Source organism: Alkanindiges illinoisensis DSM 15370 (assembly GCF_000619845.1).
GTDB lineage: Bacteria > Pseudomonadota > Gammaproteobacteria > Pseudomonadales > Moraxellaceae > Alkanindiges > Alkanindiges illinoisensis.
This window is the reverse complement of sequence record NZ_JHUX01000008.1, coordinates 29,158-55,125: the sequence shown is the minus strand read 5'-3', so window position 1 is coordinate 55,125 and position 25,968 is coordinate 29,158. Positions and strand designations below refer to the sequence as shown.

Genomic DNA, 25,968 nt, shown 5'->3' with positions numbered 1-25,968 from the left:
ATTAAAAACATCGATGCAGTTTGGTTTATTTCATGCTACTTAAGCAGACTTGGCAGCAACCGCTTGTTCCAGTTGCGCCAGAATGGGACCCAGCACGGCTTGCTTGCGCTTAAAACTGGCCTTGTTGACAATCAGGCGTGACGAAACTTTGCAAATTTCCTCTAATGGCTCCAGGCCATTGGCACGCAAGGTATTGCCAGTATCTACCACATCCACAATCAAGTCGCCCAACCCTACCAGTGGTGCAAGCTCCATGGACCCATACAGTTTAATGACGTCCACCTGCTCACCAAGGCTTGCAAAATATTGCCGGGTCAGGTTGACATATTTGGTAGCGATTTTGAGGCGGCCTGCCGGACGCACTGCACCTACCTTACCGGCTGTCATCAGGCGGCAACGCGCAATTTTCAAATCCAGTAGTTCGTAAACGTTATGCGCGCCATGTTCCATCAATACGTCTTTGCCAGCCACGCCAATATCGGCAGCACCATTTTCCACATAGGTGGGTACATCACTAGCGCGCAGGATCAAAATACGGACGTTGGGATGAGTGGTCGGGAAAATCAGCTTGCGGGAATGCTCAGGGTCTTCCAGCAAGGCAATGTTGGCATTGGCCAGCAGTGGCAATGTTTCCTTTAAAATACGGCCCTTGCTTAATGCCAGCGTTAAGCCATGATCAAAATTACCGAGTACATCTGACACGTCATTACCCTTCTTGTTCAAATTGGCATGATTCAGCGCAACTGCTGATCAACAATTGCCTGTTACGCCTTAATACGCTGGATATTGGCGCCCAAGCCCTGCAACTTGGCTTCCAGTTGCTCATAGCCACGGTCAATGTGATAAATCCGGTCAATGCAGGTTTCACCCTGTGCAGCCAGTGCGGCAATCACCAGCGAAAATGAAGCCCGTAAATCAGTAGCCATGACAGGTGCAGCCTGCAAGCTTTCAACTCCAGTAACCACGGCTTCCGAACCATTAACCTGCACTTTTGCACCCAGCCGTGATAGTTCCGGCACATGCATAAAGCGGTTTTCAAAAATGGTTTCCGAAATGGTTCCGGTGCCTTCGGCAATGGTATTCACTGCCATTAGTTGAGCCTGCATATCGGTTGGAAATTCAGGATGCGGCTGGGTTTCAAAACTCACAGCCCTGGGGCGCTTGCCGTGCATATCCAGCTCGACCCAGTCTGCACCCCGGTTAATGGTTGCACCCATTTCCTCAAATTTTTCCAGCACTGATTCCATTAAGCTAGGATCAGTATGGGTTGCACGTATGCGCCCGCCAGTAATGGCAGCAGCAGCCAAATAAGAACCAGTTTCAATCCGGTCAGCCACCACAGCATAAGTACAGCCTGTTAGAGCCTCAACGCCATGCACGGTTAAGGTGCTGGTGCCAATGCCTTCAATCTGTGCGCCCATTTTAACTAGCAAATTGGCCAAATCGGTAACTTCCGGTTCCTGCGCGGCATTTTCAATCACTGTGGTGCCTTGGGCAATACTGGCTGCAATCAAAATATTTTCTGTACCACCAACGGTTACCATGTCAAACCTGACTTGGCCGCCGTCCAGCTTGCCTGCTTTTTTGGCGTACACATAACCAGCTTCCACATCAATTTGCGCGCCAAGAGCTTCCAGTGCTTTTAAATGCTGGTCAACCGGACGCGAGCCAATGGCACATCCACCGGGCAGCGATACCTTGGCTTCCCCATAACGGGCCAGCAGCGGTCCCAACACCAGAATGGAGGCACGCATGGTTTTAACCAGTTCATATGGAGCATACTGATTATTTAAGGTTGAGGTATCTACGGTAACCGTGTCACCTTCATAATGCACGGTAATGCCAAGCCCTTGAATCAGCTTGATCAGGGTAGAGACATCTTTTAGACGCGGCACATTGGTCAAGGTAATGGGTGTAGTGGCCAGAATAGTTGCCGCCAGCAACGGCAGCGCCGCATTTTTGGCACCGGAAATACGGACTTCGCCTTCAAGGCGGTTGCCGCCAGTAATTAAAAAACGATCCATGCTAAGGTTATGCTCCAAACAGGCTGGCTTTACGCCACTCTTCTGGCGTCATGGCACGAATGCTGACCGCATGCACTGCACCACTGGCAATATGCTCATTAATAGGGGCATAAACCGCTTGCTGGCGCGCAACCGGACGTAAACCTTCAAACTGGGCATCAACAATGCGTAAATCAAATTTGCCAGCCTGTCCGGTGACATGAACTTCAGCCTGAGGAAAAGCCGCCTGTAACAGCGTGGCAAGTTGGTCGCTATTCATTGCAAACCCCTACATGAAGAAACGGTAATGGAAAAGATTCTAAAATAGATAAAAGATTGGGCGAAAGGTTACTCTGCCCAATCCAAAACGTCCAGTGTGCGCTACTATTTCTATAGGTTTTTGTCGGTTTTAATAGCGCTGGCCGATATTATCTCAGTGTTATGCGGTTTTTAGGCCAATAAACTGATCCTTGTGGACAAAATTAGGCGCCTGCCCATCCACATGGTCACAAATCAATGGCTTCATATATTTCATTTCAACATCGCCATAAATGGTCGCAAAGGCAACATCCTTGGCATCCGTACCTGTACCAATGCGGACAATTTTTTCAATGGGCGCCATACGGGTGGCATCAAACAATACCCATTGATTGCCAACGTAGGCTTCAAACAGGGCATGAAAATCTGGTGGTGGCTCCTCAAACTCGGCGTAACCAAACACAAAACGGGCTGGAATATTGAGTGCCCGGCACAACGCCACCCCCAGATGGGCAAAGTCACGGCACACCCCGGCACGGTTGGCCAGTACATCACGTGCAGTGGTCGATGCATGGGATGAACCCACTTCATAGGCAATATTGGTTTTAATCCAGTCACACACCGCTTCCACCCGGTCAAACCCGCGCGGGATATGGCCAAATGTGCGCTGCGCCATGCCACTGAGCAAATCAGATTCACAATAGCGGCTGGGCAGTAGATAGTGCAATACTTCGGATGGCAACTCGGCAATGTCCATTTCACGGAAAGCCGGATCACGATAAGGCATATCCACACTCACCCGTGCCCGGTAGCGCAACTCAATTGGCCCTGCTGGCGCACTAAACCGGAACAGCCGGTTCAGCTCTTTTTCATCTTCATACTCATGAATATGCAAATGTGAGGAAACCTGTAGCAATTCTTCATGAATGGTTTGCCAAGGATGATGGGCCACTTGTATATGAAAAATAAACTCCGATGGTTGCTTGACTTCGTAACCAAAACTGCAATCAATATCAAACGTGTACATGGTTAAAACCTAAAAATTTTATAACGTTATCAGTGCCTGAAATTCTAGGCCATAAAATTGGTTATGCTGGTTACAAGCTGTACAGTCAAAAGCCGGGTTGTGTGAGAAAAACAGGGTTCACGTAACCAGTTTGGACGTTTGTTAAATAGCGAATTACAATAAGGGCAGCGGATCAAAACAGGTCCCTACATTCCTTATGAGTTGTCCTGATTTGAAACTCATCAGATAAGATGATTGAAGGCTGATGCAATTCTGGACTTAAAATTAAAAGCTATAAAAAAAGGGCTGATCATAAGCCCTTTTTAACCTCACTTTCTGTTAGTAACGGGTCATTTGGCGCTCTTTATGGCGCTTGACCTGACGATCCAGTTTTTCTGACAGCATGGCAATCGAAGCATACATGTCATCGGCACAGGCCTGTGCAAACAGCTCAGCACCCGGTACTCGTAAAATGGCTTCTGCCTTATGGTTGGACTGTCCTTTATGGCTACAGTCACTATGATGATTATCTAAAGATAAAACTACCTGCATACTATTAATATGGTCAAAGTGGCGCTCTACCCGCGCAAATTTTTCAAGAATGCTGGCTTCAATGGCAGGGGTTACAGTAATGTGGTGTCCACTAATTTTGATATGCATAAATCCATCCTCGCATTAACTATCGTTAATTAATCAAGCGTTCCCATAAGCAAACGGCGGCCTTTTCTCCAAAGGAAAATAGGTCGATTTGAACCTGATGGGAACAAACTCTTCGCCTTGCAGAGATACGGCTCATGGTTGCAATTTTATTGTTAAAAATCAAAGCGCAACCTGGAGTCGGACGGTGCATGTCACCGCAGTGGTGACACCTTTAAATAATCATATTCGCCCGCTTAAAGCAAGCGTTTTCGTTCACTGGATGATGGAATATTTAGCGACTCACGATACTTGGCAACCGTGCGCCGCGCCACATCAATTCCCTCAGCCTGTAGCTTCTCGGCAATTGCATTATCAGACAATGGCTTACGCACATTTTCTTCCTGAACCATTTTTTTGATCATGGCACGGATTGCCGTAGACGAACATTCTCCACCGCTGCTGGTACCGACATGACTTGAAAAGAAATATTTCAGTTCAAATAATCCGCGCGGCGTAAGCATGTATTTTTGGGTGGTAACCCGCGATACTGTGGACTCGTGCAAATCGGTTTCTTCGGCAATATCACGCAGGATAAGTGGCTTCATGGCTTCGGGGCCATGTTCCAGAAAATCACGCTGATGCTCAATAATACAGGTGGATACCTTTAATAAGGTCTTGTGTCGTTCATCTACACTTTTAATAAAGTTACGTGCTTCCTGCATGTGTAGGCGCAAATACTGGTTATCACTGCTGCTGTCTGCACGGCGAATTAGTCCTGCATAATACGGGTTGACCCGCAGTTTTGGTAAAATGTCAGTGTTGAGCTGCACTTCCCAGCGGTTATTTTTCTTGCGCACAATTACATCCGGCACCTGATGGTCGCGCTCCGGGTCAGAAAACTTTTGCCCCGGATAAGGATCAAGGCATTTAATCAGGTTCAGAGCTTCTTTTAAGGCATCCTGCCCAAGCTGGGTTTGCCGCATCAGCCGGTTAATATCATTGGCAATCAATAATTCATGATGCTGCAACAGTTTTAATGCATCTAGACGGCAGGGCGTGTGTTCCGGCAGGTTCTTTAGCTGTATCAACAGGCATTCCTGCAAACTGCGCGCGCCCACCCCAGCAGGCTCCAGATTCTGAATGCGCTTGAGCACCACATCAACTTCTTCAAGCTCAATGTCATATTCCAGCAGCTCGGCAGGGTCCATATCCTCACTAAGCACGCCTAGTGATTGCAATTGCTGCACCGCTGCTTCAAGAACATCTTCAAGGCTAATCATCAGGTAGCCACGCTCATCAATACCATCAATGATACATTCGGCAATCAGGCGGTCTATCGGGCTAAAGTGAGCAAAATTAACCTGCCAGCGCAAATGATCCCAGATGCTGTCCTGACTGGTGCGATTATCTTCGCGCTCTTCAAATTCCGGTGTAGCCAGTGCGGTGGATTGATGAGTAAAAATATCATCCCACTGGGTATCAACCGGCAAATCGTCATTGAGCTGGTTGGCCTGCATATGCTCTGTGAGCGAGGTTTCATAATCCGCTCCTTCTCTTTCAGCCTGCTCAGTCGAGCTTTGGCTGGTGGTAGCCTCGGCAGGGCGCTGATTTTCCTCGCTAGGATCAATCACTTCCAGTAAGGGATTACTATCCAGTTGAACCTGAATTTCCTGCTCCAGCTCAAGCGAAGACAATTGCAGCAGTTTAATGGCCTGCTGCAACTGTGGCGTCAAGGATAAGGAAGCAGAAACTTTCATCCCCATGGATAGCTTCATACTGATGTCCTGTTTTTAGTATGAGTTTTTATTATAACCACAAGGCGAAAGCAAAAGGGAAAGCAATTTCTATGCCGCAGCAAAAATATTCAATATCAAAGCTACTGCCCAGCACAATAACTGCACGCAACTCCTTACATAAAATTTATTTATACATCAAATAGTAATCTGGGAGTAATGTGGGAATATGCTATAACAGGCTGACGAATAATTTACAATAAGCGCAAAGTACCTTACTCTGCCGTGAAATAAAGTTAGGAAGATTCGGTATATGACGACTGCAATTGCCCGCTGGTTCAGTATTGCTGCCATGAATGCTGCATTTGTTACACCTGCACTGGCAATCGACCCTGCCCTGCCAATCAATAACAATAGCAAGGAAACTTCAGCTTCGCCTGATCAGACCAGCCCAAACATCAATATAGCGTATCAAACCTTAACCATTAGCGAAGTGATTCAGCCCCCTGTGCAGCCTGTCAATGCGGCTGACTCGCAGATTAATGTGTATGACGATCCCTTTACTTTTAATGCACTGAGCCGCATTACGCTCAAGCAGCTTCGGGTCGATGCCAATGCCAGCCAGCCCGATGTGGTTAAAGATCCGTTTCAGCCCATTAACCGTAAAGTTTTCCAGTTTAACTCCAAGCTTGATCAGCATCTTTTACTGCCAGTTGCAAAAGCCTATAAGAATAAAGTTCCTGCCCCGGTTCAAACCGGTATCGGCAACTTTTTTTCAAACCTGCGTGAGCCATGGAATGCGGTTAACCATTTGCTTCAGGGTAATGGCATCTCATCCTATAAGAGTTTAGGCCGCTTTACGGTTAATACCTTTAGCAGCCTGGGACTGGCTGATCCGGCAACCAAACTCGGTCTTGCCTCACAGGGCAATGAGGATTTTGGCCAGACACTGGGCAAGTGGGGCGTAAAGTCAGGGCCGTTTTTAATGCTGCCGGTGTTAGGCCCATCCACTTTGCGCGATAGTGCTGGCCGTATTTTTGATACCTTTGGCCGTCCCGTGCACTATATGAACCAGAACTCGCTTTACTGGGGTTTAGTGGGCACTGAAGGCGTGGATGCACGCGCCAAATTTGTCGGGGTAGAAGATCTGGTTCAAGGTGACCAGTATGCCTTGCTGCGTGACCTGTACCTGCAGCGCCGGCAGTACCTGATTTCAGGTAATGAACAAAATGCCAGCGTGGACAACAGTTTTGGCGATGAAGACGCCAGCTTTGGCGATGCGCCAGATGATATGAATGAGAGTAGCAACACTAACAGTAGCAGTATGGATCAGAACTTTGGCGACACTGAATCAACAACGGAACCCGCTTCAATACCAGCAGCCGAAATGCAGGCCGTGCCTGATTTTGGGTCTGAGCCTGCGCAAAATCAGGATGCAGCGTTTTAATGTCTAACTTAAATCTTTCAGTTGCCTAGTCCAATGCTTGTCATTTATAAAACTGACCTGTCAGCAGAAATTGCCCAGTTGCAACGGGCATTGCCGAGTCTTCAACAAATGAGGCTTGATGAGCTGTCTACAGTTGACGACACGCTGGTGGTTTTTTCCGATGTTGAAACCTTCTTAAACCAGCAATGGAAAAATCCAACCATTGTACTGGCCAGAGCCGAGCAAGGTTCTCTACTGGCCAAAGCATGGCAAAAAGGCGCGCTGGCAGGCTGGATCTGGAATGAACTGCCAGCACAGCCTGAAGAAGTATTCAAGCAGCTGGATTTACAGTACAAGCGCAATCAGGATAGCCGCGATTTACCTGCTGCGGCACGCTTGCAGCAACGTATGTTGCCCCGTCCGCTAGAGATTGATGGCTACCAGATTGAACAATTTTTTCAGCCTGCTGCGTTTTTATCAGGGGACTGGTTTGATTACTGGCAGGTGGATGACCAGCAAATCCTGTTTTATCTGGCTGATGTTGCCGGACATGGTGTTACCAGCAGCTTGCTGACCTCATGGATGGCAGGCTTTCATGGCCGGGCCTATAGCCCAATGCAACTGGTGACCAAGCTCAATAACAAGCTGGTGGCACAAAACGCCGAAAAGCACATTACGCTGGTTTGCGGCCTGCTGGACTTTAAAACCAATGACATTGAATGGTGCAGTGCCGGCCATTATCCACCACCCATTTTGCTGCAACCCGGACAGGAACCTGCCATTTTAACCACCAGCAGCCTGCCACTGGGCTTAACCAGCGACCTGAAAATCCAGACCCAGCATTTACACATGAAATCCGGTGCACAATTAATTTTTTGTTCGGATGGCGCGCTGGAATCTTTTAAAGGTGGTTTGAACGAGCAGTTTAACCAGCTGATAAAAACCCTGCAAACTGATGGACTTAAGCCGCCAGAGCATGTACCCGATGATATCGCCATTTTATGCCTGTCACGTAAATAAGCCTATTTATTAGCCATGCTTAAGGTGGTAATTACCACCAGCTTACTTGCCGAAGTGCATGAGCTATGGGATAATTATTACTCCCCGTATGAAAATGGCATGTTTATGTCAACTGGTCATATTGAATATGCAGGCTTGGATGGTACCCACGTATTCAAACTTATTGGTGAAGTCCGAGCCACCTCTTGTATTAGTCTTGATCACCTTCTCGATAAAATAGAACAGCAAACTGGCATTAAAGGTGCATTGGTTGATTTGACCAAGGCCACCTTTATTGATAGCACTGTATTGGGCATTTTAGCGAAACTGGGTTTAAAGCTACAGCAAATCCATAATATTCAGGCAGTCATGATTACCACCAATCCTGATATCACCACGCTGGCCAACAGCATGGGCTTAAGTCAGGTATTTGTCATGCTGAACTGTCCGGCAGATGCATGCTGTACGCAGGTATTGCCAGAAGAGCATGGTGATCACAGTGAAATGCTGCATACTGTACTGGAAGCCCACCGTACCCTGATGTGCCTGAATAAAGCCAACCACAATATGTTTCAGCCGCTGGTGAGACAACTCGAACAAGAAGAACAACGCCAGCAGCAAGCTGCCCAGCAACTTTCCTCAACGCAGTATCATTAATCCCGCTGCCCCATGACTTGCTCCCTTCAAGATCAATTGCCTGTGTTTGCAGTAGCGCAGATGAATTCGCAGGATTCGATTGCGCAGAATCTTGCCAATACAGCGCTATTGATGCAGCAGGCACGTGAACAGCATGTCTCCCTGCTAGTATTGCCAGAAAATTTTGCCTGTTTTGCAGCGGGGCAACAGCTAAAAACAGCTGAGCGTTTTGACGAATTGCAGCAACAGCTCCAGCAACTGGCTGCAACATATCACCTATGGCTGGTTGCCGGTTCAATTCCCTGCCCGTATCGTCCTAATGGTCAAACTGTGCCCAATAGCCGTGTTCGCAGCACCAGCTTATTGATTAGCCCAGAAGGCAAAACAGTAGCTCGCTATGATAAGATTCATTTGTTTGATGTGCAGGTGGGTGACAATACGGGCAGTTATCAGGAATCGGCCACTTTTGAACCCGGTGATGAAATCGTTGTTGCCAATACGCCATTTGGCCGTCTTGGCATGATGATTTGCTATGACCTGCGATTTCCGGAACTGGCCCTAGCCTTACGTAAACAGGGAGCGGATTTTCTCACTGCTCCTTCTGCCTTTACTGAAATGACAGGTCGCCTGCACTGGCAATTATTATTGCGTGCCCGTGCGGCTGACACGCAGTGCTATGTTTTGGGTGCTGGACAGCAGGGAACTCATGGTACGCGGCAACCTTTACGCCAAACATGGGGCCATAGTGCCATCAGTAATGCTGCGGGGGAAATCGTGGCTGAACGCACGGAAGCGGGTATGGGCATTGTGGCTGCTACATTTGATCACACCACTATCCAGAAACGGCGTGAATCCATGCCCCTGATGCGGCACCGTCGCTTGGGTTTATTAAAAGATTTCTAATTTAAAATTTTTCTGAAGCTAAAATCATGCTTTAGGCAATGTTTGAACCAGATCACTGGCCAAATCCATGTCTTGTTGCTGCATGATTTTTTCCAGTAATGGCGCTAAAGCACCCAGCTTTTCATCCAGCGCATCGTGAATCGTATCTACAAGCACCTGTGTGCTGCGTTCAATTTCCACGTTTAAGCGATCACCTGCTTTCTTTTGTGCAAAAACGGTCATACGGCGGGTTTCAGGAATCAGCCAGACTTCAAACCAGTGCTCAGTTTTATTGACTTCAAACAGCGTTAGACTAGTGCCGTTAATAGCAATATAACCTTTGGAAAAAATATATTTCATCCATTGCGGTGCGACACCAATGCGATAGCAAAAATTATTGTCATATTGCCTAATGTCCAGAAGGGTTGCGGTAAAATCAATATGTCCTGACAGTGGATGCCCGCCAATTTCAGCACCTTCCTTGGCAGCCCGCTCGGCATTGACCTGGGTGCCAGCCTGATACTCCCCCAGTGTGGTAATTTGCAAGCTTTGTAACATGACATCAAAGCTGGTGGTGTTGGCATCAATGATTTGGGTAACAGTGAGGCAAGTGCCATCAATGGCCACGCTGGCACCAATCTGCAAGTCCTGGCAAAAGCCTGCTGGAAAGTGGATGACAAAGGTGCGAATCCCTGCGACATCAGTGACATTTTCAATGGTGGCAACCGCTTGGATAATTCCGGTAAACATGGGATTCTCTTTGTATAGTAGGTTTGGCTAATTTGACTTACAATCCCTTAGGCTAACACTCGCTGCCATAAAATTATATCCGCTAATAAAGCGCTAGCTTTAGTTAATTGCAGGAATTAAACTTTATTTTATATATTCATATAATTTCATAATAGAGAACATATGTCTTCCACCCAAGCCCAAATATTTCTAAGTTCTCGCCAACACCTTATAGGATGTATTAGTACTATTGTTGGCTACGTAATGATTTGGATGGGAGTAATCACTTGGTCATGGTTAACAGTCCTAATTATTTTTTACAGTGCTGGTTGGTTTGCTGCCGTAAAAATATTTCCCTCAGATCAAAACTATAATGAAAAAGAATCTTCTACAGATTTGAATGTTTCAACTTCTGAACCAGTTTTTTCTCTCACAGAGAATTTACCAACTATACAACATAAAGATTCACATGCTCGGAATAAAATTAGCCCTTTTATCGATGATTTTTTGCAATTAAAAATTACCCATCAACTTGAGTTACCCTATAGTGCAACAAAAATATTGAATGAGATTTACCAAATACTATTAATGCTCTATCAACAAACTGAAACACGTAATGATGTTTTCTCTTTAGAAATTAATAAGACTCAAAAAATTGTATATGAATACTTACAACCTACTATAGAAAATTATTTAAAAATTCCCCGCTACTATGCAAGTAATCGAATCATTAATGATGAAAAAACTGCAAAAGACTTGCTCATTGAACAGCTTGAATTACTCAAAAATGAATTATATACAATGCTAGATAATATTTTGGCTGATAATTTAACTGGCCTTACATTACATGCTGAATTTTTAAATCAAAAATTAAAACCTTATCAGTTCTTTAAAATAGAAGCTGAGGACTAAAAGTGCATTTTTATACTGTGAAAATGGTGAATGCTATTTTTGTCCTAAGTACTTTATTTATGATAATACGTCCTATCTCTATTCCCAATAAAACTGAGGCTAATGTTACCCAAGCCAAAATGATAAGGGATACGATTCAGGAAGCAGCTCAAGATGCTAAAAATTCAGCTATAAAAGCAGCTGAAGCTGCTGCAAGTGCACAAGACACTCTGAACTCGCTTAACTCTAACACACTTGAACTAAGCCAAGACACTGAGGTTCATGCCATCAGAATCTATGATAAAAAGATTTCAAATATATATGCTTGGTATACTCCCGAATGTGAAAAAATGTCCTATGAAAAGTGCTATACAAAAAATACCAAGCAACCTTTAAAACAGGTTAAAGTTATTATTAGTAACTCTAAAAACCCTATTACTCTTGTTTTAATAGCCTATCAACCTATTAATTGGACTATTGAAAAAAAAGATAACACAGAAGTTAATGCTATTATTTTTGGTGGTTGCTGCTCTCAGCATGTCACAGGAGTAACGGGAGAATTACGTGCAGCTTTTAGTCATAATACATACAATACACAGGATGAATCCATATCAACAACTGTTTATAAATTAACTAGGAAAGCTATTACTTCTTATCAGGAAAAATATTATGCAGAATCATTTTTCATTAAAAATGAAATCTGAATCTCTTCAATTAAACTTTAATAACTTTTAAAATAGAATCTATGATATGTTTAAAAAAATTATATTATATATAAAGATATTTCATAATTATTCTTTTATGGTAATAGGAATTAATTTTATTTTTGTTATTGCAACTTTATTTATAATAGGCATTAAGCATCAGGTTAGTAATGGAAGGTATACTAACGATCAGAGACAATTAAAGGCAGCTATAGATGCTGCACGAATTGCTAAAGTAGATGCTGCACATGCAAAAACTTATGCTGAACAAATCAAGCAAAATTTAGATAATATTGAAGAAGACTCTACGGAACAAACAGTTATAACAGAGCAAGACCAAATTTTTAAAAAATCATTAGCGAAACTAAGGCAAAAAGACAAAGATAGTTACGATCAAAAATTTAAGAAATTTAAAAAAGAATTGAGCAGTGATCAAGCTAAACGTGCTTTATATGCTAAACCTATAAATCCGCAGAGCCTTAAGCAGTTAGCAAAAAATGCTCAAATTGTAGTTATTGCTGTACATGATCCTTCTTCAACCGAAGAGACAGATGATCGTAATTTATTTGCAATTTGTGAAGCACTAGAAGGATATAATCAGGCTAATTCAAACCAAGCTTCTATGTGTGCGGATTATGCTTATTGGCATCCTTCTTCTCCATACACAAATTTTAGTGTTGAGATAGAAATTGCTGATCAGATACCCCCAACCATACTGATTTTAAATGCTTATAATAATGCTGTATGGGATGTACACACTAAAAGCAAAAATATTAAAGCTATAATCCTTACTGGTTATGAATCCCAGAAAATTAAGGGATTACCCTTTGATATTCCTGTATTTATTAATACTTATGAGGAATCTTTTTGTCGAGGATGTATTAAGTTAAACTATCCGTATTTTTATAGTTACCAATTAACTGAAAAACTGAAAAAATCTGTCAAAGAGATTACAGGTAAAGATGATTTTACATTTCAAGGTGGCTATCATGGAAGTTATTTTTACATTCAATAAAATCACTCCAAGAATAAAGCTTTGAATCAGGATTTAATTATTAAATATAAAATTAAATCCTTAGTTTAATAATATTAAATGTTCCCGTTGTCACTTTTAATCTGATGACTTGCAAGATGTGTTTTTACTTCATATTCCTTATTTTGATCCAGATAGCTTCTTGCTGTTTCTAATTGCTGGTTTAATACCTCAATATTTTTATGCATTTTGTCAATTGACTGAATTTTAAAATCATTGACCATATTAATTGTTTCAAAAGTATTGTTAAAAGCAGTCTGTAGTTTATCCAAATTAATTACACTACTACTCGCCTGTATTTGAATATCTTTAGTTTGGTTTTTTAACATTTTACTTGTAGCAACAATTAAATCTTCAGTCGTTTTATTAACGGCATCAACCTGTTTTAAAACCAACTTCTGATTAGCTAAGGCCTGTGCGACCACAATCGCGGTACGCAATGCTGCTACAGTCGTGGTGGTAGCACGCTCTACACCTTTAATTAATTCAAAATTATTCTTGCGAATCAAATCAAGTGATAAATAAGATTGCATACCGACAGCTTGTTGTGTCAGTAAATCAGTTATTTTTTGATGCAAATAAAACACTACTTCTTCTTTAATCACTCTTGCCTTTTCAGGATGCTGCAACTCAATATCATATAGTTTTTCAGTTAAAATTTGCTCCAGCTGCCGGCCAATATAGATATATTGCTCTAATTGTTGCATCAGTGTCCAAAGTTGTTTTTTATCATGTTCTATACCAATGTTATCTTTTAATAACTCATCTCTACCCTTATCCAAAGCAATCAAAATGGTTGATAAATGTGCTTCCGCCGATTTATATTTATCAAAATAATCTTCTATTTTGCTGCCAAAGGGAATAAAGCCCAGCAATTTCCGTTTACTGAAAAAACTAGTATTGTTGGCAGGATTTAATGCTTCAAGGGTTTGTTTAAGGTCAATTAAACTTTGACCAATACCTTTAGCCTCTTCATCATCATCCATTTTTTTTATGGATCGTGATAGTAAGCGCTGACTAAAGCCGGCAGTCTTTACAACTGTTTGCTGACCTAATTGATGAACACTATTTACTTTATCTTGAAAATCTTTTTGCTGAATATCCAATGTAATAACTGAATGAATAAACTCATCAATCTGCGTATTTAAATTCGGTATAGCGTCCTGATCAAGCGGTACAATATTACTGCTTTGCTCAAGCCGTATGTCATGGTCAGTTGAATTATTTAAGTCATTTGACATATTAGTATTCTCAGTGCTTTATCTAATCTTAAATTTTGAAAACTATTTACTTACTCTTCCTGCGTGGCTCTTAATACTTCTTCTACCGTTGTTTTACCCTGCAAGACTTTCAGCAAGCCATCATGGCGAATGGAGGGCGCATAACTACGCGCATAGGCTTCCAGCTCATGCTCTGCTGCATTGCCATGAATCAGGCGTCGCATGGCATCATCAACGGGCACTACTTCATAAATCGCAGTACGGCCATTAAAGCCCAACTGATTACATTGCTCACAGCCCTGCGCCACCGGAATTTTTAACGGCTCAGTCAATTGCACTTGGCTAAATAATTGCTGCTCGTAGCTGTCCGCTTCGCGCCATGTATGGCAATGTTTACACAAAGTGCGCACCAGCCGCTGGGCAATCACGCCAATTAAGGAAGAAGACAGCAAAAATGGCTCAATCCCCATGTCTTTTAGTCGGGTGACGGCGCCAACTGCCGTATTGGTGTGTAGGGTGGATAATACCAAGTGGCCTGTTAATGAGGCCTGTACGGCAATTTCAGCGGTTTCAAGGTCACGGATTTCACCCACCATCACCACATCAGGATCCTGACGTAACATGGCACGCAAGGAACGGGCAAAGGTCATGTCGACCTTGGTATTGACCTGGGTCTGGCCAATGCCTTCAAGCTGGTACTCAATTGGGTCTTCGGCAGTTAAAATATTACGGGTATTGTCATTGAGGTCAGTGAGTGCAGCATACAGGGTGGTGGTTTTACCGGAACCGGTAGGGCCAGTGACCAGAATAATGCCATGCGGACGGTGAATCAGATGCGTCAGGCGCTCATAGTCATCTTTCATCAAACCCAGATGGGTCATGTTGAGGCGGCCTGCCTGTTTATCGAGTAAACGCATTACTACCCGTTCACCATGGCTGGATGGCAGGGTCGAGACACGTACATCCACTTCACGGCCCGCCAGTCGCAGGGAAATACGGCCATCCTGCGGAATGCGTTTTTCGGCAATATCCAGTCGTGCCATGACCTTGATCCGTGAGACCAGCAGCGGTGCCAGTTCCCGGCGCGGTTGTACAATTTCACGCAATTGTCCATCCACGCGCAGGCGCACGGACAAGCGTTTTTCAAACGATTCAATATGAATATCCGATGCACCCAGACGAATGGCTTCGCTCAGCAAGGCATTGATCAGACGAATGATGGGTGCATCGTCTTCCTGATCCATCAGGTCTTCAGTTTCCGGCACCTGATCGGCAAGGCTTAACAAATCGGGGTGATCTTCCAGACCTGCTGCAACCTGTTGCGACTCTCCGGTATCACCTGCAAATGAGGCAGCCAGCAGGCGTGAAAATTCTTCGTCAGCCACGGTTTTATAAGAAGCAGTCGCACCCAGAAAGCGACGGGCTTCGGTAAGTGCCGGTAAGGGCGCATTTTGCCGACGCACGATAATGGCTTGCTCACCGTCAAACTGGAGTAGCACACCATGACGTTTGGCATAACTGTAGGGAAGCTGAGCCTGACGAAGCAATTGCACGACAAATTCCATTTTTATTAACAGGAACAATGAGTGTACTCTAAGCATCTGGCTGATTAAAGCGCCACTATTCTTTTATTGTCCGATTTCTTCAGCTATCTTTTAACGCCTTTACCAAACCCGGATTTTTGCAATACAGGCCATGACTTTGATCCCTGATACGCTGCTACAGCATGCTTCCCATGAACACTCCCCCCTAGCACCCTGGTGGGGGCCGTTGAGCTTTATGGTGGGTCAGTCCCGGGCATGGCGGCTGGGTTCGCTGTATGTGCGCATTAGCCGCAATATTAATGAATGGCAACTGGAGTATCACCGTCCACGCCATCAGAATGAAAACATGCAGGACTGGGAAATACTGGATATTGATACAGCCTTTAGCGAGCCAACCGTACTGGAACGCTATATGTTTGCGCATACCGGTGATTCGCTATCGCTGTATCCCCGGCTGGCTGATCGCTCGGTGATTGTAAAGCCTATTAATCCCATTTTTATTCCGGCAGGCCAGCAAGGCACGCTGTTTGTCAGTACCCCACTCTGGATGGCGGGTTTTGTCGGCGGCCAGCGTGAACCGCTATTTGATATTGCCATTAACCGGCCCAAGGATTCCTGGTTTGGCCCCGATACCATTAAAGGCGAGTTGTGCTATGCCACACCGGTGGAAGGCCGTACTGACTTAAAGCAGTTAGTACCACGTGCTTTTCGGGCGGTAACACCCGTGCATTTCCACAATACCAGCAGCACGCTATTACAACTGGATCGCATGAACCTGCCTGTACAGGCCTTGCCTCTGTTTCACTGTAGTGATAGCGGCCGCATCTGGACGTCACAAATCCGGGTAGTACAGGACACACCCAACCGTCCTCCACGCATCCGAATTGAAAATCGTACACCCCCGCAGGCGGGTCAGGTGGCTTTTATTCAGCCACCACGGATTGGTGAAGGTGGCTTGTTTCATATGTTTGACAGCTTTTTTTAGTATTAGCCTGTTTTATTATAGTTTTTTAAATAGTGGACTTTGCACTAACCCTATTGTTGAACTGATTACCACCTTGGTCACTGGATTGAATGAATGGCGCTGGATATTACAGAACAACTCAAAAGTACCTTTACTGGCATGGTGAGCGGAATTAAAACCGATCGTCTGGAAGATATTCTGGTCGCACTGGTGATGCTGACGCTGGGTTTTTTTGTGGCGCGCTTGATGAGCAATGCCTTTATCCGCACTATTGGCTTTCGCTTTAATGCCCATCAGCGGCTGGTCTGGCGACGCGGAATTTTTTATTTCATTTTTATGCTGTTCCTGATTACCAGCCTGCGTGAAGCAGGTTTCAAGCTCAGTGTGTTTTTGGGAGCAGCCGGTATTTTAACCGTGGCATTTGGTTTTGCCTCACAAACTTCAGCTTCCAACCTGATTAGCGGTCTATTCCTGATTGGTGAAGGTTCGTTTGAAGTAGGTGACTTGATTCAAATGACCCTGATTCGTGGTTATGTGATTGAAGGCGAAGTGATTTCCATTGACCTGCTATCCATCAAGTTGCGCACGGTGGACAATATTTTTATCCGGGTGCCTAATGAGCAATTGATTCGCACCCCGGTACAAAACTTGTCACGTTTTCCAATTCGGCGCATTCCTATTACACTGGCTATTGCCTTTCAGGAAGACATGAGCAAGGTACGGCAGGTGCTCTTGAATCTGGCCAGTGAATATCCGCTGGTCATGGATGAACCCAAGCCACGCGTTACCGTCACTGCCTTTCGTGAATCCACCATTGAGCTGATGTTTGCAGTCTGGACCCGGCGTGAAAATTTTTTAACCGTGCGCGATGAAATTCAGGAAATGATTAAGGATGACTTTATCCGTAATCATATTGAAATTCCGGTGCCGAAAATTGATTTGCATCAGGGCTTGAGTGACCCGGACACTGTCATGCTGGCAGACAATCTGCAAGGCCCTAATCTTAACGCCCAGTCTATGAATAACCCGCCACTTGGTCCCACACCCCGACGCTAATGAGTCCAAGCGGCTATTCTTGATCAGGAATTCCCCGGCTGTTGCATGGTTTTGTATAAGCGCCATGCAGCCACTGCCAGCACCCCTACCAGCAGGATGAGTCCTACCCACAAGCCATATTGCCGGGTGGAAACCGGCTTTACTATTACAATGGTATTACCCAGATGCACCTTGCCCACGGGATTAAGCTTTTCAGGCAACCGGGGTGGTACGCGGCTGGCCTGCGGGTTAGACACCAGTTGGTAAGGCGCGGTGCCCTGTGCCAGAAAATACAGCACGGTTTTGGGGGCAAAAACCTGTACCGGCAAGCGGGATAGATTCACCGGGGCTTCAATTTGCACCCGCCATTCACGTGCCATTACTGGCTGGTTAAACTCAATCTGGTTTACTTGATTTTCGGTACTGCTACCTTGCTTGTTACGATACAGCCCAGCCTGTCCTACTTGCTGCCAAATCTCACGGCCCTGCTGTGGCAATCTGGCCATTACCCTTACCTGCCATAGCTGATTGGCAGGCACATCAAATTGCATTTTCTGAATGGCAATCGGATACGGTAACTGAAGCTGCCATTGTGGTGATGATTCATGGAGTGAAGGTTCACTGGTTTTTTGAAACTGGAGTTCCTGCTGCTGCCATGCTGGCATGGCAGGCAAGCTGGCCTGAAGCTGAACCTGCTGTAGCGCCAGCGGCTGATCAAAGCGCAACCGCCAGAATTGATAATACTGCCGGATGTCGACCCGCTGCTGTAGCAATTTCTGACCTTTGGCATCGTGCGTTTGCAGCACCTGCCCCAGGCCAGCAAATTGCCAGTCCACCAGATTATCGCTGCCCTCTACCTGCACCTGGCTGGAAAAATCATTATTGTTCCAGCTCAATAGCAAAGCTTCGGCGCGTATCTGACCAGCAGGCTGTTCTGGCAATTGCGGTGCAGCCAGTAGCCAGCTTTGATCTATGCCAGCCTGAGTCAGGTTTAGATCCGGCTGGCCCGGCCAGGTCACCACAGCCTGCTGCTCACCCTGCTTTAATTGAAGCTGAAGCTGGTTTAAGGCCGCAGGATTATTAAATACTGCTTGTGCCGGCCAACGATATACCTGCAAAGGAAAACTGGTTTTTTGGGGCTTAAGCACGGGTTGCATCATGCGCATGGGCATGACCTGCCGGTTGGCATCTATCACCGATAATTGCCGGGGCTGTTCCAGATAGGCTGCAATATTGGCCAGATTCAGCTCAAGCTGCTGCACGCCTTGCAGGTTTTTTTCAACAATTGGCGTGCTGAGCTGACTCGTTGCCGCATGGGCAGTGATCAGCCAGCTCCAGAGGCCAGCAGTAATAATCAGTTTGAAAGTCATATCTGGCCCTGCCTATTCCCTGGATTCAGGTGAAGATGGTGGAATTTCGGCTATTTTTACAGGCGGTAAAGGCGCAATATAACCAATCAGCAGCATAATCAAGCCTGCGCCAATAAAAGACACAATACGTGCAATGGCGGCCACATTGGATAAATCCACCAGCAACAGCTTAATCACCACGACTGCCAGCAAGGCAATGCCCGCCAGCCATACCTGCCGCCAGCCATAGCGACTGGCCAAACCTGTTAGTATCAGGGCGCATAAAGTCCAGATAATGGTCAGGCTGGTTTGCACCAGATCAACCTGCCATGCGCCATTTTCCCACAGTGGTGTACCTGCCCATTGATGCAGGGTGCGAATAATCAGGCTGGTTAAGCTAAAAAATGCAGCAATACCCAATCCAGCCTGTGCCACTTTTATCAATACTGGTGGCAAATCCATCATTAAACGGTAAATCACTAATCCAGCACCAATCAGGCAAATGTCCAGCACATTCAGCACGGGGATATACGGCAAACCACCTATTTGCCCGCTAGACAGCCAATTGGCAGCCATCATCCAGCCAAATAGCGCCACACTCACCGGAACACTTAAATCATGCAGCAGCGTGTGGCGCTGAATGAGCAACAATGGTTTTTTAACCAGTAATAAAGCACTGATGAGACCCAGTGGCAAAATAATCATGGCAATCATCGGCTGTTTGATCCAGTACACCTGTAACAGCACACTGCTATAGATCAATAAGCCCATTGCCCAGATGGCCTGCTCAACACGGCTGGACAGGCTATGCTGCTGGGTAGAAGACGCTGCTTCTTGCAGGGTATTGGCATAAATTAACTGTCGGGAAAGTCGCTGAATTGCCAATAGGCCAAAGGCTGCATAGCTAAAAATGGTTAGTAGCAGAAGTGGTCGATGCACCAGCAAATGCCCATAGTCAAGCCAGATGACAGCAGCATGCAGGGTGAGTGCAGCCAGAATCAGCCGGATTAACAAGCTAAGCTGCGGCCAGTAAAAACGCCAGCTGGCCAACATTGTTATAAATATAAAAATCAGTGGATACAAACTAAATTGCAAGTGGTGCAAAGGCCAGTAAACCTGATGCCCCATACTCCATTGTTCCAGCTCACGCAGCATGACCTGACTGGCCGCAAATGCCCATGCCAATATTAAAAAGGCAGGTTGAAAGAGATTTAATAGCAGATTTACCCCTTGATGATTCTGCTTACGCACTAGCAAGGCACAAATAAACAGGCACACGCTATACACCACCAGTGGCAACAGCAGTTCCTTGCCATCAAACGACAACCACAACAGCGCCAGTGTGCTTAAGACTTCCAGTAACACGCCAAAGCGGATTGACCAGATGCGGTTTTGCCGCTTGCCCAGCCACACCAGTGCAGCCCCCTGAACCGACCAGCCCACTGCGGTCCACTGCGCATCCAGTGCCAATGGAATCACCAGTGCCATAAAGCCAATGCCCAGCGCCAATACACCTTCGGTCAACAGCACCAGTTTCCGGTTCTGGTAAAACAGCTTGTAACCCAACGCCAGATATAATTCAGATAACACGGCACTACTCAGCGCCAGTGCATAGGGAATGTCATGCAGCAGGCCAGCTTGCAGGGCAAAACCCATCAGTGGCACACCAAATAGCAGGCTGCTATCGACTGGGGCAACACGTACCGACTCATCGGCTGGCACGGTTGCCAGTTGCTGGCTATAACGCACCACAATAAACAAATACAGTGCCAGATGCGCCAGCAGCAAGCCTTCCAATGGCCAGCGCATGCTGTCTTCATAGCTATTCCAGCCCAGATAGCCCGCCATGCCAAAGGTCATGCCAGCCCCCAGCACGTTTAAGACCTTCCATGTTTTATAATGTGCCATCCAGGCCAGTGCCAGATTGAGAATTAAATAATAGCTAAACAGCCCCACCAGATTATTGCTTCCGGTAGAAGTCAGTAGTGGCGCCAAAAAACCGCCACCAAAGGCCAGCAAGGCTAAGGGCAAGGCATTTTGCATCAGGGCCAGTGCTGCACTAACGATTGCCAGAATTGCCAGCAGGCCAAACGTCAGGCTGGCCGGTAACACCTCATACAGGCGAAACGCAGCAAACAGGGTAAAGTACACTATGGCAAGGCCAGCGCCCTGAATGCTAATCGCATAGCTGCGCCGGTTTTGCCGTAGCTTTAGGCCAATCAGGGTCAGTGCAACGCCACCAATCGCCACTGCGCCGAGTCGCACTTCAATCGGAATCGTCAGCAGGTCATTGGCCAGTCGCAGCAGTAAAATTACGCCAACCAGCAGCACAATCACCCCAATCCGTACAATCGCATTACCGCCTTTAAACCATTGCAAAAAGGAATGCCAGATGGAAGTCACCACACTCAGGGATTGTTCATCCGGTTCCAGCAATTGTGGGCGCGTAGGTGAAGTAGTAGCTTGCGGCCATGCGGCTTTGGCAGGATTTGCGATTTGCCCTGTTGGCGCTGAATCTATTAAATCCTCGTCAATGGAACTAGCTTGTGCTGTAGCAGCAGGTTCAAGAGGCACCTGACTTTCCAGTGAATGCGCTGTGACGGGAATGTCATCGGTTATTGATGATTGATGAGCCAAAACTTGCTGGCTAGAATCTGCTTGAGCCGCTACCTGAGCCGATGTAGCTGTGGTTTGCCCAGAAGCTTGTTGATAAGCTTGCGACTGCTGAATGGTGGTTTTTAACAGTTGTTCCAGTCGGCTAACGTCCTGTTCCAGTTGACGCTGGGTTCTTAGGCTGGTCACCAGTGCCACAATAGCCAAGGCCAGTGGCAGCAAAAACACCACAATGGCCCAAAACGACAAATGAAACATCGAACATTATCCTTGTTTTACTTATTTTTCATCGTACCGCAATGCAATATATTAAAAATTTAGTTTATGTAAAGGCTAAATGAAGCAAACGGTAAAATTCTTATTTTTCCTGCCAGGTTTTTAGGTGGTGATCACTGCTTTCACCTCACACTTATCTGTTTAAACCCTGAAAATAAATGATTGGCAAAAGCCATGTTCACCACGGTAACAGGCGTGAAATCCGGGTTGAAATTTGCGTTTTTTGCTCCATATTAATAGCCATACTCAAGACTTTAATCCTGCTTTTTTCTATGCGGTTTTTTGCCTGATTGTGCCTGAATTTCTGGCATCAGTACTGTGGCAGATGGTTAAAAATATCGTTCTTTGCCAGTATGTCTCCACGCTGATGTAGTACTGGTGTGGCACTTATTTTCAGGTTTTTTCATGTTATTCTGCATAGGTCCGGCTGGAACAAAACCAATGTGTTGATGCGCATCCTGCCCGCCAGAATTTAATTCTACTTTTTAAAAAATGGTTACTTTACATGATGAAAGATGACATGCCCCCTTTTGTACTGGTTGATGGTTCGTATTACCTGTTTCGGGCATTTCATGCATTGCCACCGTTAACCACCTCTACCGGACTCACTACCAATGCCGTGCGCGGTGCATTGTCTGCCCTGCAAAAACTGATGCGCCGCCTGCAACCCACGCACATGGCCGTGGTTTTTGATACCCCGGAACCGACGTTTCGCCATAAACTGTCCAGTACTTATAAGGGTAATCGCCCGCCAATGCCTTCTGAGCTGGCAGAACAAATTCCCTATTTGCATGCGGTGATCCGTGCACTGGGCATTCCCCTGCTCACCCTGCCCGGCGTTGAAGCGGATGACCTGATGGGAACGCTGACCAAACGCGCCTGCGAGCAAGGCCACCATGTGCTGATTTCCACCGGCGACAAGGACATGGCACAGCTGGTGAATGATTGTGTGAATCTGGAAGACAGCTTTCGCGACCGCGTGCTGGATACGCAGGGCGTGTTTGAAAAATTTGGCGTCTGGCCACAGCAAATTGTGGATTATCTGACCCTGATGGGCGATGCCTCTGATGGTATTCAGGGTATTCCGGGCGTGGGCACCAAAACCGCAGCCAAGCTGTTGCAGGAATATCAGAATATTGATGGCATCCTGCAAAATCTGGATAACATCAAGGGCAAGCTTGGCCAGAATATCCGTGACCATCAGGACAGCATTCCACTGAATCACCAGCTCGCCACCATTATCTGTGACCTGCCGGTTGGACTGGACTGGACTGAACTAAAACTGGGCAATCCCAATGTGGAAGAACTGCGCCGTCTGTATACCGAGCTGGAATTTAGAAGCCAGCTACAGTCGCTGGAACATCCGAATAATCCGGACCGAATGGCAATCCAGACTGAACCTAACCAGCAGCAGGCTAGCCAGAATTTTGAAAGCCAGTCAGAAAGCAGCAGCAGTGATGACAAGCTGGGTACGGCGCAATATCACACCATTTTAACGCAAGCCCAGTTTGATGATTTTTTTGCCCGGCTGCAAAACGCCGATCATTTTGTCATTGATACCGAAACCACCAGTCTGGATTATCGCAAGGCGCAAATTGTTGGCCTGTCATTTGCCTTTGATGCTCAGGATGCCTTTTATATTCCACTGGCACATGATTATCTGGATGCGCCCGAACAGTTAAATCGTGAAATCATTCTGGATCAGCTTAAGCCCTATTTTGAAAATGCAGCCATTGGCAAGATTGGCCATCATTTAAAATATGATGCGCATGTGTTTAAAAATCACGGCATTAATTTAAAAGGCTGGGTGTTTGACACCATGCTGGCCTCTTATGTGCTTAATCCAACAGCAACCCGGCATGGCATGGATGATGTGGCACGCCTGTATTTAAGCCACATGACCATCACCTTTGAAGATGTGGCTGGCAAGGGCGTTAAGCAGCTCACCTTTAATCAGGTGCCGCTGGAGCAAGCTGCGCCGTATGCCTGTGAAGATGCGCACGTGACTTACCGCTTGTATGAAGTATTTCGCCGCAAGCTGAAGGAAGACCCGGCACTGGAACAATTACTGCTCAAGCTGGAACTGCCGGTGGCGCAAATTTTAACCCACATGGAACGCTGCGGCATCAAGCTGGATACCGGGTTTCTGGCCAAACTGGGCGATGAGTTTTCCGGACAAATTGATACACTGGAACAGCAAGTCATTGAAATGGCAGGCCAGCCGTTTAATGTGTCCTCGCCCAAGCAGCTTGGTGAAATCCTGTTTGAGAAAATTGGTATTGCCGGCGGCAAGAAAACTGCGAGCGGCCAGTATGCCACGGGTGAAGCTGTGCTTGAAAAAATTGATCACCCGATTGCTGCCACAGTGCTGGAACACCGCAGCCTGTGCAAGCTAAAAAGCACCTATACTGATCGCCTGATTGCACAGGCCGATCCGGGTACTAACCGGGTACACACCAGCTATCATCAGGCAGTAACAGCCACCGGGCGCTTGTCTTCGACTGATCCCAACCTACAAAACATTCCTATTCGCGGGCAAACCGGGCGGCAAATCCGCAAGGCCTTTATTGCACCACAAGGCCGTGTACTGCTGGCAGCCGATTATTCCCAAATTGAACTGCGCCTCATGGCTCATTTTTCACAGGATGAAGCCTTGCTGCGTGCTTTCCAGCAGGGGCTGGATATTCACCAGGCCACTGCTGCCGAGGTACTGGGCATTGCCCTCGAAGACGTGACCAATGATCAGCGCCGTCAGGCCAAAACTATTAACTTTGGCTTGCTATATGGTATGTCGTCGTTTGGCTTGTCCAAGCAGCTCAAGCTGTCCCGGCAGGAATCGCAGTCTTACATTAACCAGTATTTTGCGCGTTATCCGGGTGTGTATGAATATATGCAGCGCACCCGCAAGCTGGCTTCCGAGCAGGGCTTTGTAGAAACGCTCATGGGTCGCCGTTTGTATACGCCGGATGTAAACGCCCGCAATGCCATGGTGCGTCAGGGCGCAGAACGCGCCGCCATTAATGCGCCACTGCAAGGTTCGGCGGCTGATATCATCAAAAAAGCCATGATTGCGGTTGACCATATTTTACCCAAGGATCAGGCCATGTTACTGCTACAGGTGCATGATGAACTGGTATTTGAAGTTGATGAAGAGATTGCCGATTCTTTGGCTAGCGAGCTGAGTCAGGTAATGCAGGATGTGGTACAAATTGATGTGCCGTTGCTGGTGGAAGTGGGCAAAGGCTGCAACTGGGAAGATGCCCATGGTTAAGAGGTCTTTGACCTGAAACGATAGCCTTAATGATAATGCCGTAAAGTAAAAAACCGCTGCTCAGATGATGACAGCGGTTTTTTGTTTAGCCTGTTATTGTAAATTTTTAATTAATAGCCTACCGAGGCGATTAATACCATCGCGGCCTGCGCCATGAGCTGCTCGGCAATATAAATCGCCAGCAAGGCCACAATGGGCGAAAAGTCCAGCGGCCCGGTGTTGGGCAAAATCCGGCGAAACGGCGCCAGCAAGGGTTCGGCCAGTTGCCACACCACATCAATAAATGGCGAGCGTGCGTTGGTAAATACCGTCACCCAGCTTAAAATAATGGAACCAAAAATAATGTAGCGGCAAAACCGTAACAAGCCCTGAATCAGCGATAAAAAGGTCGCCACTAACAGCTCGGCGGGTAATGGCGCTGGCAGTCCATTCAAATACGCATTGCCCATCAAGTCCAGCAGCTTGAGCAAAATCAGCAACACCAGTGCCGCCAGATTCAGGCGGCCATTGGCTATTGTGGGTAAAATCCGGCTAAACATATCCACCACTGGTGTGGCTTTAACGGTGGCCTGCACCACCGGATTAAAATAATCCACTGCCGCCAGTTGCATGATAAAACGTAAAAAAATCAACAGTGTTGCAATGTTAATCACAAGATTAAACAAAACCGAAGAAAGTGGTTCCATGCATTTGTTCCAGATTTAAAATTTAACTAACGCGTCTTTGTCCCAGTATAGCCTTGATGCAACACAATTTT

22 protein-coding genes are annotated in these 25,968 nt (G+C 46.2%); 10 read left to right on the top strand and 12 right to left on the bottom strand.

Going from position 1 to position 25,968, the window contains the following annotated elements:
- Positions 1 to 39: 39 nt before the first annotated feature.
- From hisG to Q337_RS0112175, 6 genes are all read right to left on the bottom strand, one after another.
- Complete coding sequence (hisG, locus tag Q337_RS0112200) at positions 40 to 702, bottom strand: ATP phosphoribosyltransferase (protein ID WP_407636779.1); 663 nt, start codon at positions 700 to 702, stop codon at positions 40 to 42.
- Positions 703 to 764: 62 nt separating this feature from the next.
- A complete protein-coding gene (murA, locus tag Q337_RS0112195) occupies positions 765 to 2,024 on the bottom strand; it encodes a UDP-N-acetylglucosamine 1-carboxyvinyltransferase (RefSeq protein ID WP_026471824.1) in 1,260 nt (419 codons plus the stop codon).
- A 7-nt stretch (positions 2,025 to 2,031) separates the two neighbouring features.
- Positions 2,032 to 2,283, bottom strand: a complete 252-nt coding sequence (ibaG, locus tag Q337_RS0112190) for a BolA family iron metabolism protein IbaG (protein ID WP_026471823.1) — start codon at positions 2,281 to 2,283, stop codon at positions 2,032 to 2,034.
- 159 nt (positions 2,284 to 2,442) lie between these two features.
- Positions 2,443 to 3,288, bottom strand: coding sequence for a transglutaminase-like domain-containing protein (locus tag Q337_RS17675; protein ID WP_051526852.1), 846 nt, complete (start codon positions 3,286 to 3,288; stop codon positions 2,443 to 2,445).
- A gap of 318 nt (positions 3,289 to 3,606) precedes the next feature.
- Positions 3,607 to 3,927, bottom strand: coding sequence for a ribosome hibernation-promoting factor, HPF/YfiA family (gene hpf / locus Q337_RS0112180; RefSeq protein WP_026471822.1), 321 nt, complete (start codon positions 3,925 to 3,927; stop codon positions 3,607 to 3,609).
- A 233-nt stretch (positions 3,928 to 4,160) separates the two neighbouring features.
- Entirely contained in the window at positions 4,161 to 5,681 is a 1,521-nt protein-coding gene (locus Q337_RS0112175; RefSeq protein ID WP_026471821.1) for an RNA polymerase factor sigma-54, read from the bottom strand.
- Between the two features lie 271 nt (positions 5,682 to 5,952).
- Here Q337_RS0112175 and Q337_RS18410 point away from each other — a divergent pair, with 271 nt between their 5' ends.
- From Q337_RS18410 to Q337_RS0112155, 4 genes are all read left to right on the top strand, one after another.
- The gene (locus Q337_RS18410) at positions 5,953 to 7,086 is read left to right on the top strand and encodes an MlaA family lipoprotein (protein WP_051526851.1); all 1,134 of its coding nucleotides are present in this window, start codon (positions 5,953 to 5,955) and stop codon (positions 7,084 to 7,086) included.
- A gap of 33 nt (positions 7,087 to 7,119) precedes the next feature.
- A complete protein-coding gene (locus Q337_RS0112165; RefSeq protein WP_051526850.1) occupies positions 7,120 to 8,085 on the top strand; it encodes a PP2C family protein-serine/threonine phosphatase in 966 nt (321 codons plus the stop codon).
- Positions 8,086 to 8,190: 105 nt separating this feature from the next.
- Complete coding sequence (locus Q337_RS0112160; protein ID WP_026471819.1) at positions 8,191 to 8,721, top strand: STAS domain-containing protein; 531 nt, start codon at positions 8,191 to 8,193, stop codon at positions 8,719 to 8,721.
- 36 nt (positions 8,722 to 8,757) lie between these two features.
- Complete coding sequence (locus tag Q337_RS0112155; RefSeq protein ID WP_026471818.1) at positions 8,758 to 9,603, top strand: carbon-nitrogen hydrolase family protein; 846 nt, start codon at positions 8,758 to 8,760, stop codon at positions 9,601 to 9,603.
- Positions 9,604 to 9,627: 24 nt separating this feature from the next.
- Here Q337_RS0112155 and Q337_RS0112150 read toward each other — a convergent pair whose 3' ends face one another.
- Positions 9,628 to 10,332 carry a riboflavin synthase gene (locus tag Q337_RS0112150; protein WP_026471817.1) on the bottom strand — a complete coding sequence of 235 codons (705 nt, stop codon included), beginning with the start codon at positions 10,330 to 10,332 and terminating at the stop codon, positions 9,628 to 9,630.
- Positions 10,333 to 10,494: 162 nt separating this feature from the next.
- Between Q337_RS0112150 and Q337_RS0112145 the strand changes: the two genes are divergently transcribed.
- Genes Q337_RS0112145 through Q337_RS0112135 form a run of 3 tightly spaced genes read left to right on the top strand, consistent with a single transcriptional unit; the run spans position 10,495 to position 12,921 of the window.
- The gene (locus Q337_RS0112145; RefSeq protein WP_156935791.1) at positions 10,495 to 11,223 is read left to right on the top strand and encodes a hypothetical protein; all 729 of its coding nucleotides are present in this window, start codon (positions 10,495 to 10,497) and stop codon (positions 11,221 to 11,223) included.
- Between the two features lie 2 nt (positions 11,224 to 11,225).
- Entirely contained in the window at positions 11,226 to 11,906 is a 681-nt protein-coding gene (locus Q337_RS0112140) for a hypothetical protein (protein WP_034280280.1), read from the top strand.
- Positions 11,907 to 11,952: 46 nt separating this feature from the next.
- Positions 11,953 to 12,921 (top strand): hypothetical protein, encoded by a 969-nt coding sequence (locus tag Q337_RS0112135; RefSeq protein ID WP_026471814.1) that lies wholly within the window; start codon positions 11,953 to 11,955, stop codon positions 12,919 to 12,921.
- A gap of 74 nt (positions 12,922 to 12,995) precedes the next feature.
- Here the strand turns inward: Q337_RS0112135 and Q337_RS17665 are convergent, their stop codons facing one another.
- Both Q337_RS17665 and gspE read right to left on the bottom strand, forming a co-directional pair.
- Positions 12,996 to 14,180, bottom strand: coding sequence for a toxic anion resistance protein (locus tag Q337_RS17665; RefSeq protein WP_051526849.1), 1,185 nt, complete (start codon positions 14,178 to 14,180; stop codon positions 12,996 to 12,998).
- Between the two features lie 50 nt (positions 14,181 to 14,230).
- Positions 14,231 to 15,712: a type II secretion system ATPase GspE gene (gspE, locus tag Q337_RS0112125; protein WP_026471813.1), complete on the bottom strand. Its 1,482-nt coding sequence runs from the start codon at positions 15,710 to 15,712 to the stop codon at positions 14,231 to 14,233.
- A gap of 142 nt (positions 15,713 to 15,854) precedes the next feature.
- Between gspE and Q337_RS0112120 the strand changes: the two genes are divergently transcribed.
- Entirely contained in the window at positions 15,855 to 16,688 is an 834-nt protein-coding gene (locus Q337_RS0112120) for a hypothetical protein (protein WP_228133129.1), read from the top strand.
- 93 nt (positions 16,689 to 16,781) lie between these two features.
- Positions 16,782 to 17,723, top strand: coding sequence for a mechanosensitive ion channel family protein (locus Q337_RS17660; RefSeq protein ID WP_084494827.1), 942 nt, complete (start codon positions 16,782 to 16,784; stop codon positions 17,721 to 17,723).
- Positions 17,724 to 17,746: 23 nt separating this feature from the next.
- Here Q337_RS17660 and Q337_RS0112110 read toward each other — a convergent pair whose 3' ends face one another.
- A complete protein-coding gene (locus Q337_RS0112110; RefSeq protein ID WP_026471811.1) occupies positions 17,747 to 19,072 on the bottom strand; it encodes a DUF3999 family protein in 1,326 nt (441 codons plus the stop codon).
- Positions 19,073 to 19,084: 12 nt separating this feature from the next.
- Positions 19,085 to 21,922 carry a DUF2339 domain-containing protein gene (locus Q337_RS0112105; protein WP_026471810.1) on the bottom strand — a complete coding sequence of 946 codons (2,838 nt, stop codon included), beginning with the start codon at positions 21,920 to 21,922 and terminating at the stop codon, positions 19,085 to 19,087.
- A 538-nt stretch (positions 21,923 to 22,460) separates the two neighbouring features.
- Here Q337_RS0112105 and polA point away from each other — a divergent pair.
- Positions 22,461 to 25,211: a DNA polymerase I gene (gene polA, locus Q337_RS0112100; RefSeq protein ID WP_026471809.1), complete on the top strand. Its 2,751-nt coding sequence runs from the start codon at positions 22,461 to 22,463 to the stop codon at positions 25,209 to 25,211.
- Between the two features lie 110 nt (positions 25,212 to 25,321).
- Here the strand turns inward: polA and Q337_RS0112095 are convergent, their stop codons facing one another.
- Positions 25,322 to 25,897 carry a YggT family protein gene (locus Q337_RS0112095; protein ID WP_026471808.1) on the bottom strand — a complete coding sequence of 192 codons (576 nt, stop codon included), beginning with the start codon at positions 25,895 to 25,897 and terminating at the stop codon, positions 25,322 to 25,324.
- Between the last annotated feature and the right edge of the window lie 71 nt (positions 25,898 to 25,968).

Bases quoted from the DNA above. Each gene is read 5' to 3' on its own strand.
- Q337_RS0112165 (WP_051526850.1), top strand. From the start codon at position 7,120: ATGCTTGTCATTTATAAAACTGACCTGTCAGCAGAAATTGCCCAGTTG.
- Q337_RS17660 (WP_084494827.1), top strand. From the start codon at position 16,782: ATGGCGCTGGATATTACAGAACAACTCAAAAGTACCTTTACTGGCATG.
- polA (WP_026471809.1), top strand. From the start codon at position 22,461: ATGCCCCCTTTTGTACTGGTTGATGGTTCGTATTACCTGTTTCGGGCA.
- Q337_RS0112135 (WP_026471814.1), top strand. From the start codon at position 11,953: ATGTTTAAAAAAATTATATTATATATAAAGATATTTCATAATTATTCT.
- Q337_RS0112175 (WP_026471821.1), bottom strand. From the start codon at position 5,681: ATGAAGCTATCCATGGGGATGAAAGTTTCTGCTTCCTTATCCTTGACG.
- Q337_RS17675 (WP_051526852.1), bottom strand. From the start codon at position 3,288: ATGTACACGTTTGATATTGATTGCAGTTTTGGTTACGAAGTCAAGCAA.
- Q337_RS17665 (WP_051526849.1), bottom strand. From the start codon at position 14,180: ATGTCAAATGACTTAAATAATTCAACTGACCATGACATACGGCTTGAG.
- Q337_RS0112160 (WP_026471819.1), top strand. From the start codon at position 8,191: ATGTCAACTGGTCATATTGAATATGCAGGCTTGGATGGTACCCACGTA.
- Q337_RS0112105 (WP_026471810.1), bottom strand. From the start codon at position 21,922: ATGTTTCATTTGTCGTTTTGGGCCATTGTGGTGTTTTTGCTGCCACTG.
- Q337_RS0112120 (WP_228133129.1), top strand. From the start codon at position 15,855: ATGACTTTGATCCCTGATACGCTGCTACAGCATGCTTCCCATGAACAC.
- Q337_RS0112110 (WP_026471811.1), bottom strand. From the start codon at position 19,072: ATGACTTTCAAACTGATTATTACTGCTGGCCTCTGGAGCTGGCTGATC.
- Q337_RS0112095 (WP_026471808.1), bottom strand. From the start codon at position 25,897: ATGGAACCACTTTCTTCGGTTTTGTTTAATCTTGTGATTAACATTGCA.
- Q337_RS0112145 (WP_156935791.1), top strand. From the start codon at position 10,495: ATGTCTTCCACCCAAGCCCAAATATTTCTAAGTTCTCGCCAACACCTT.
- ibaG (WP_026471823.1), bottom strand. From the start codon at position 2,283: ATGAATAGCGACCAACTTGCCACGCTGTTACAGGCGGCTTTTCCTCAG.
- hpf (WP_026471822.1), bottom strand. From the start codon at position 3,927: ATGCATATCAAAATTAGTGGACACCACATTACTGTAACCCCTGCCATT.
- murA (WP_026471824.1), bottom strand. From the start codon at position 2,024: ATGGATCGTTTTTTAATTACTGGCGGCAACCGCCTTGAAGGCGAAGTC.
- Q337_RS0112150 (WP_026471817.1), bottom strand. From the start codon at position 10,332: ATGTTTACCGGAATTATCCAAGCGGTTGCCACCATTGAAAATGTCACT.
- Q337_RS18410 (WP_051526851.1), top strand. From the start codon at position 5,953: ATGACGACTGCAATTGCCCGCTGGTTCAGTATTGCTGCCATGAATGCT.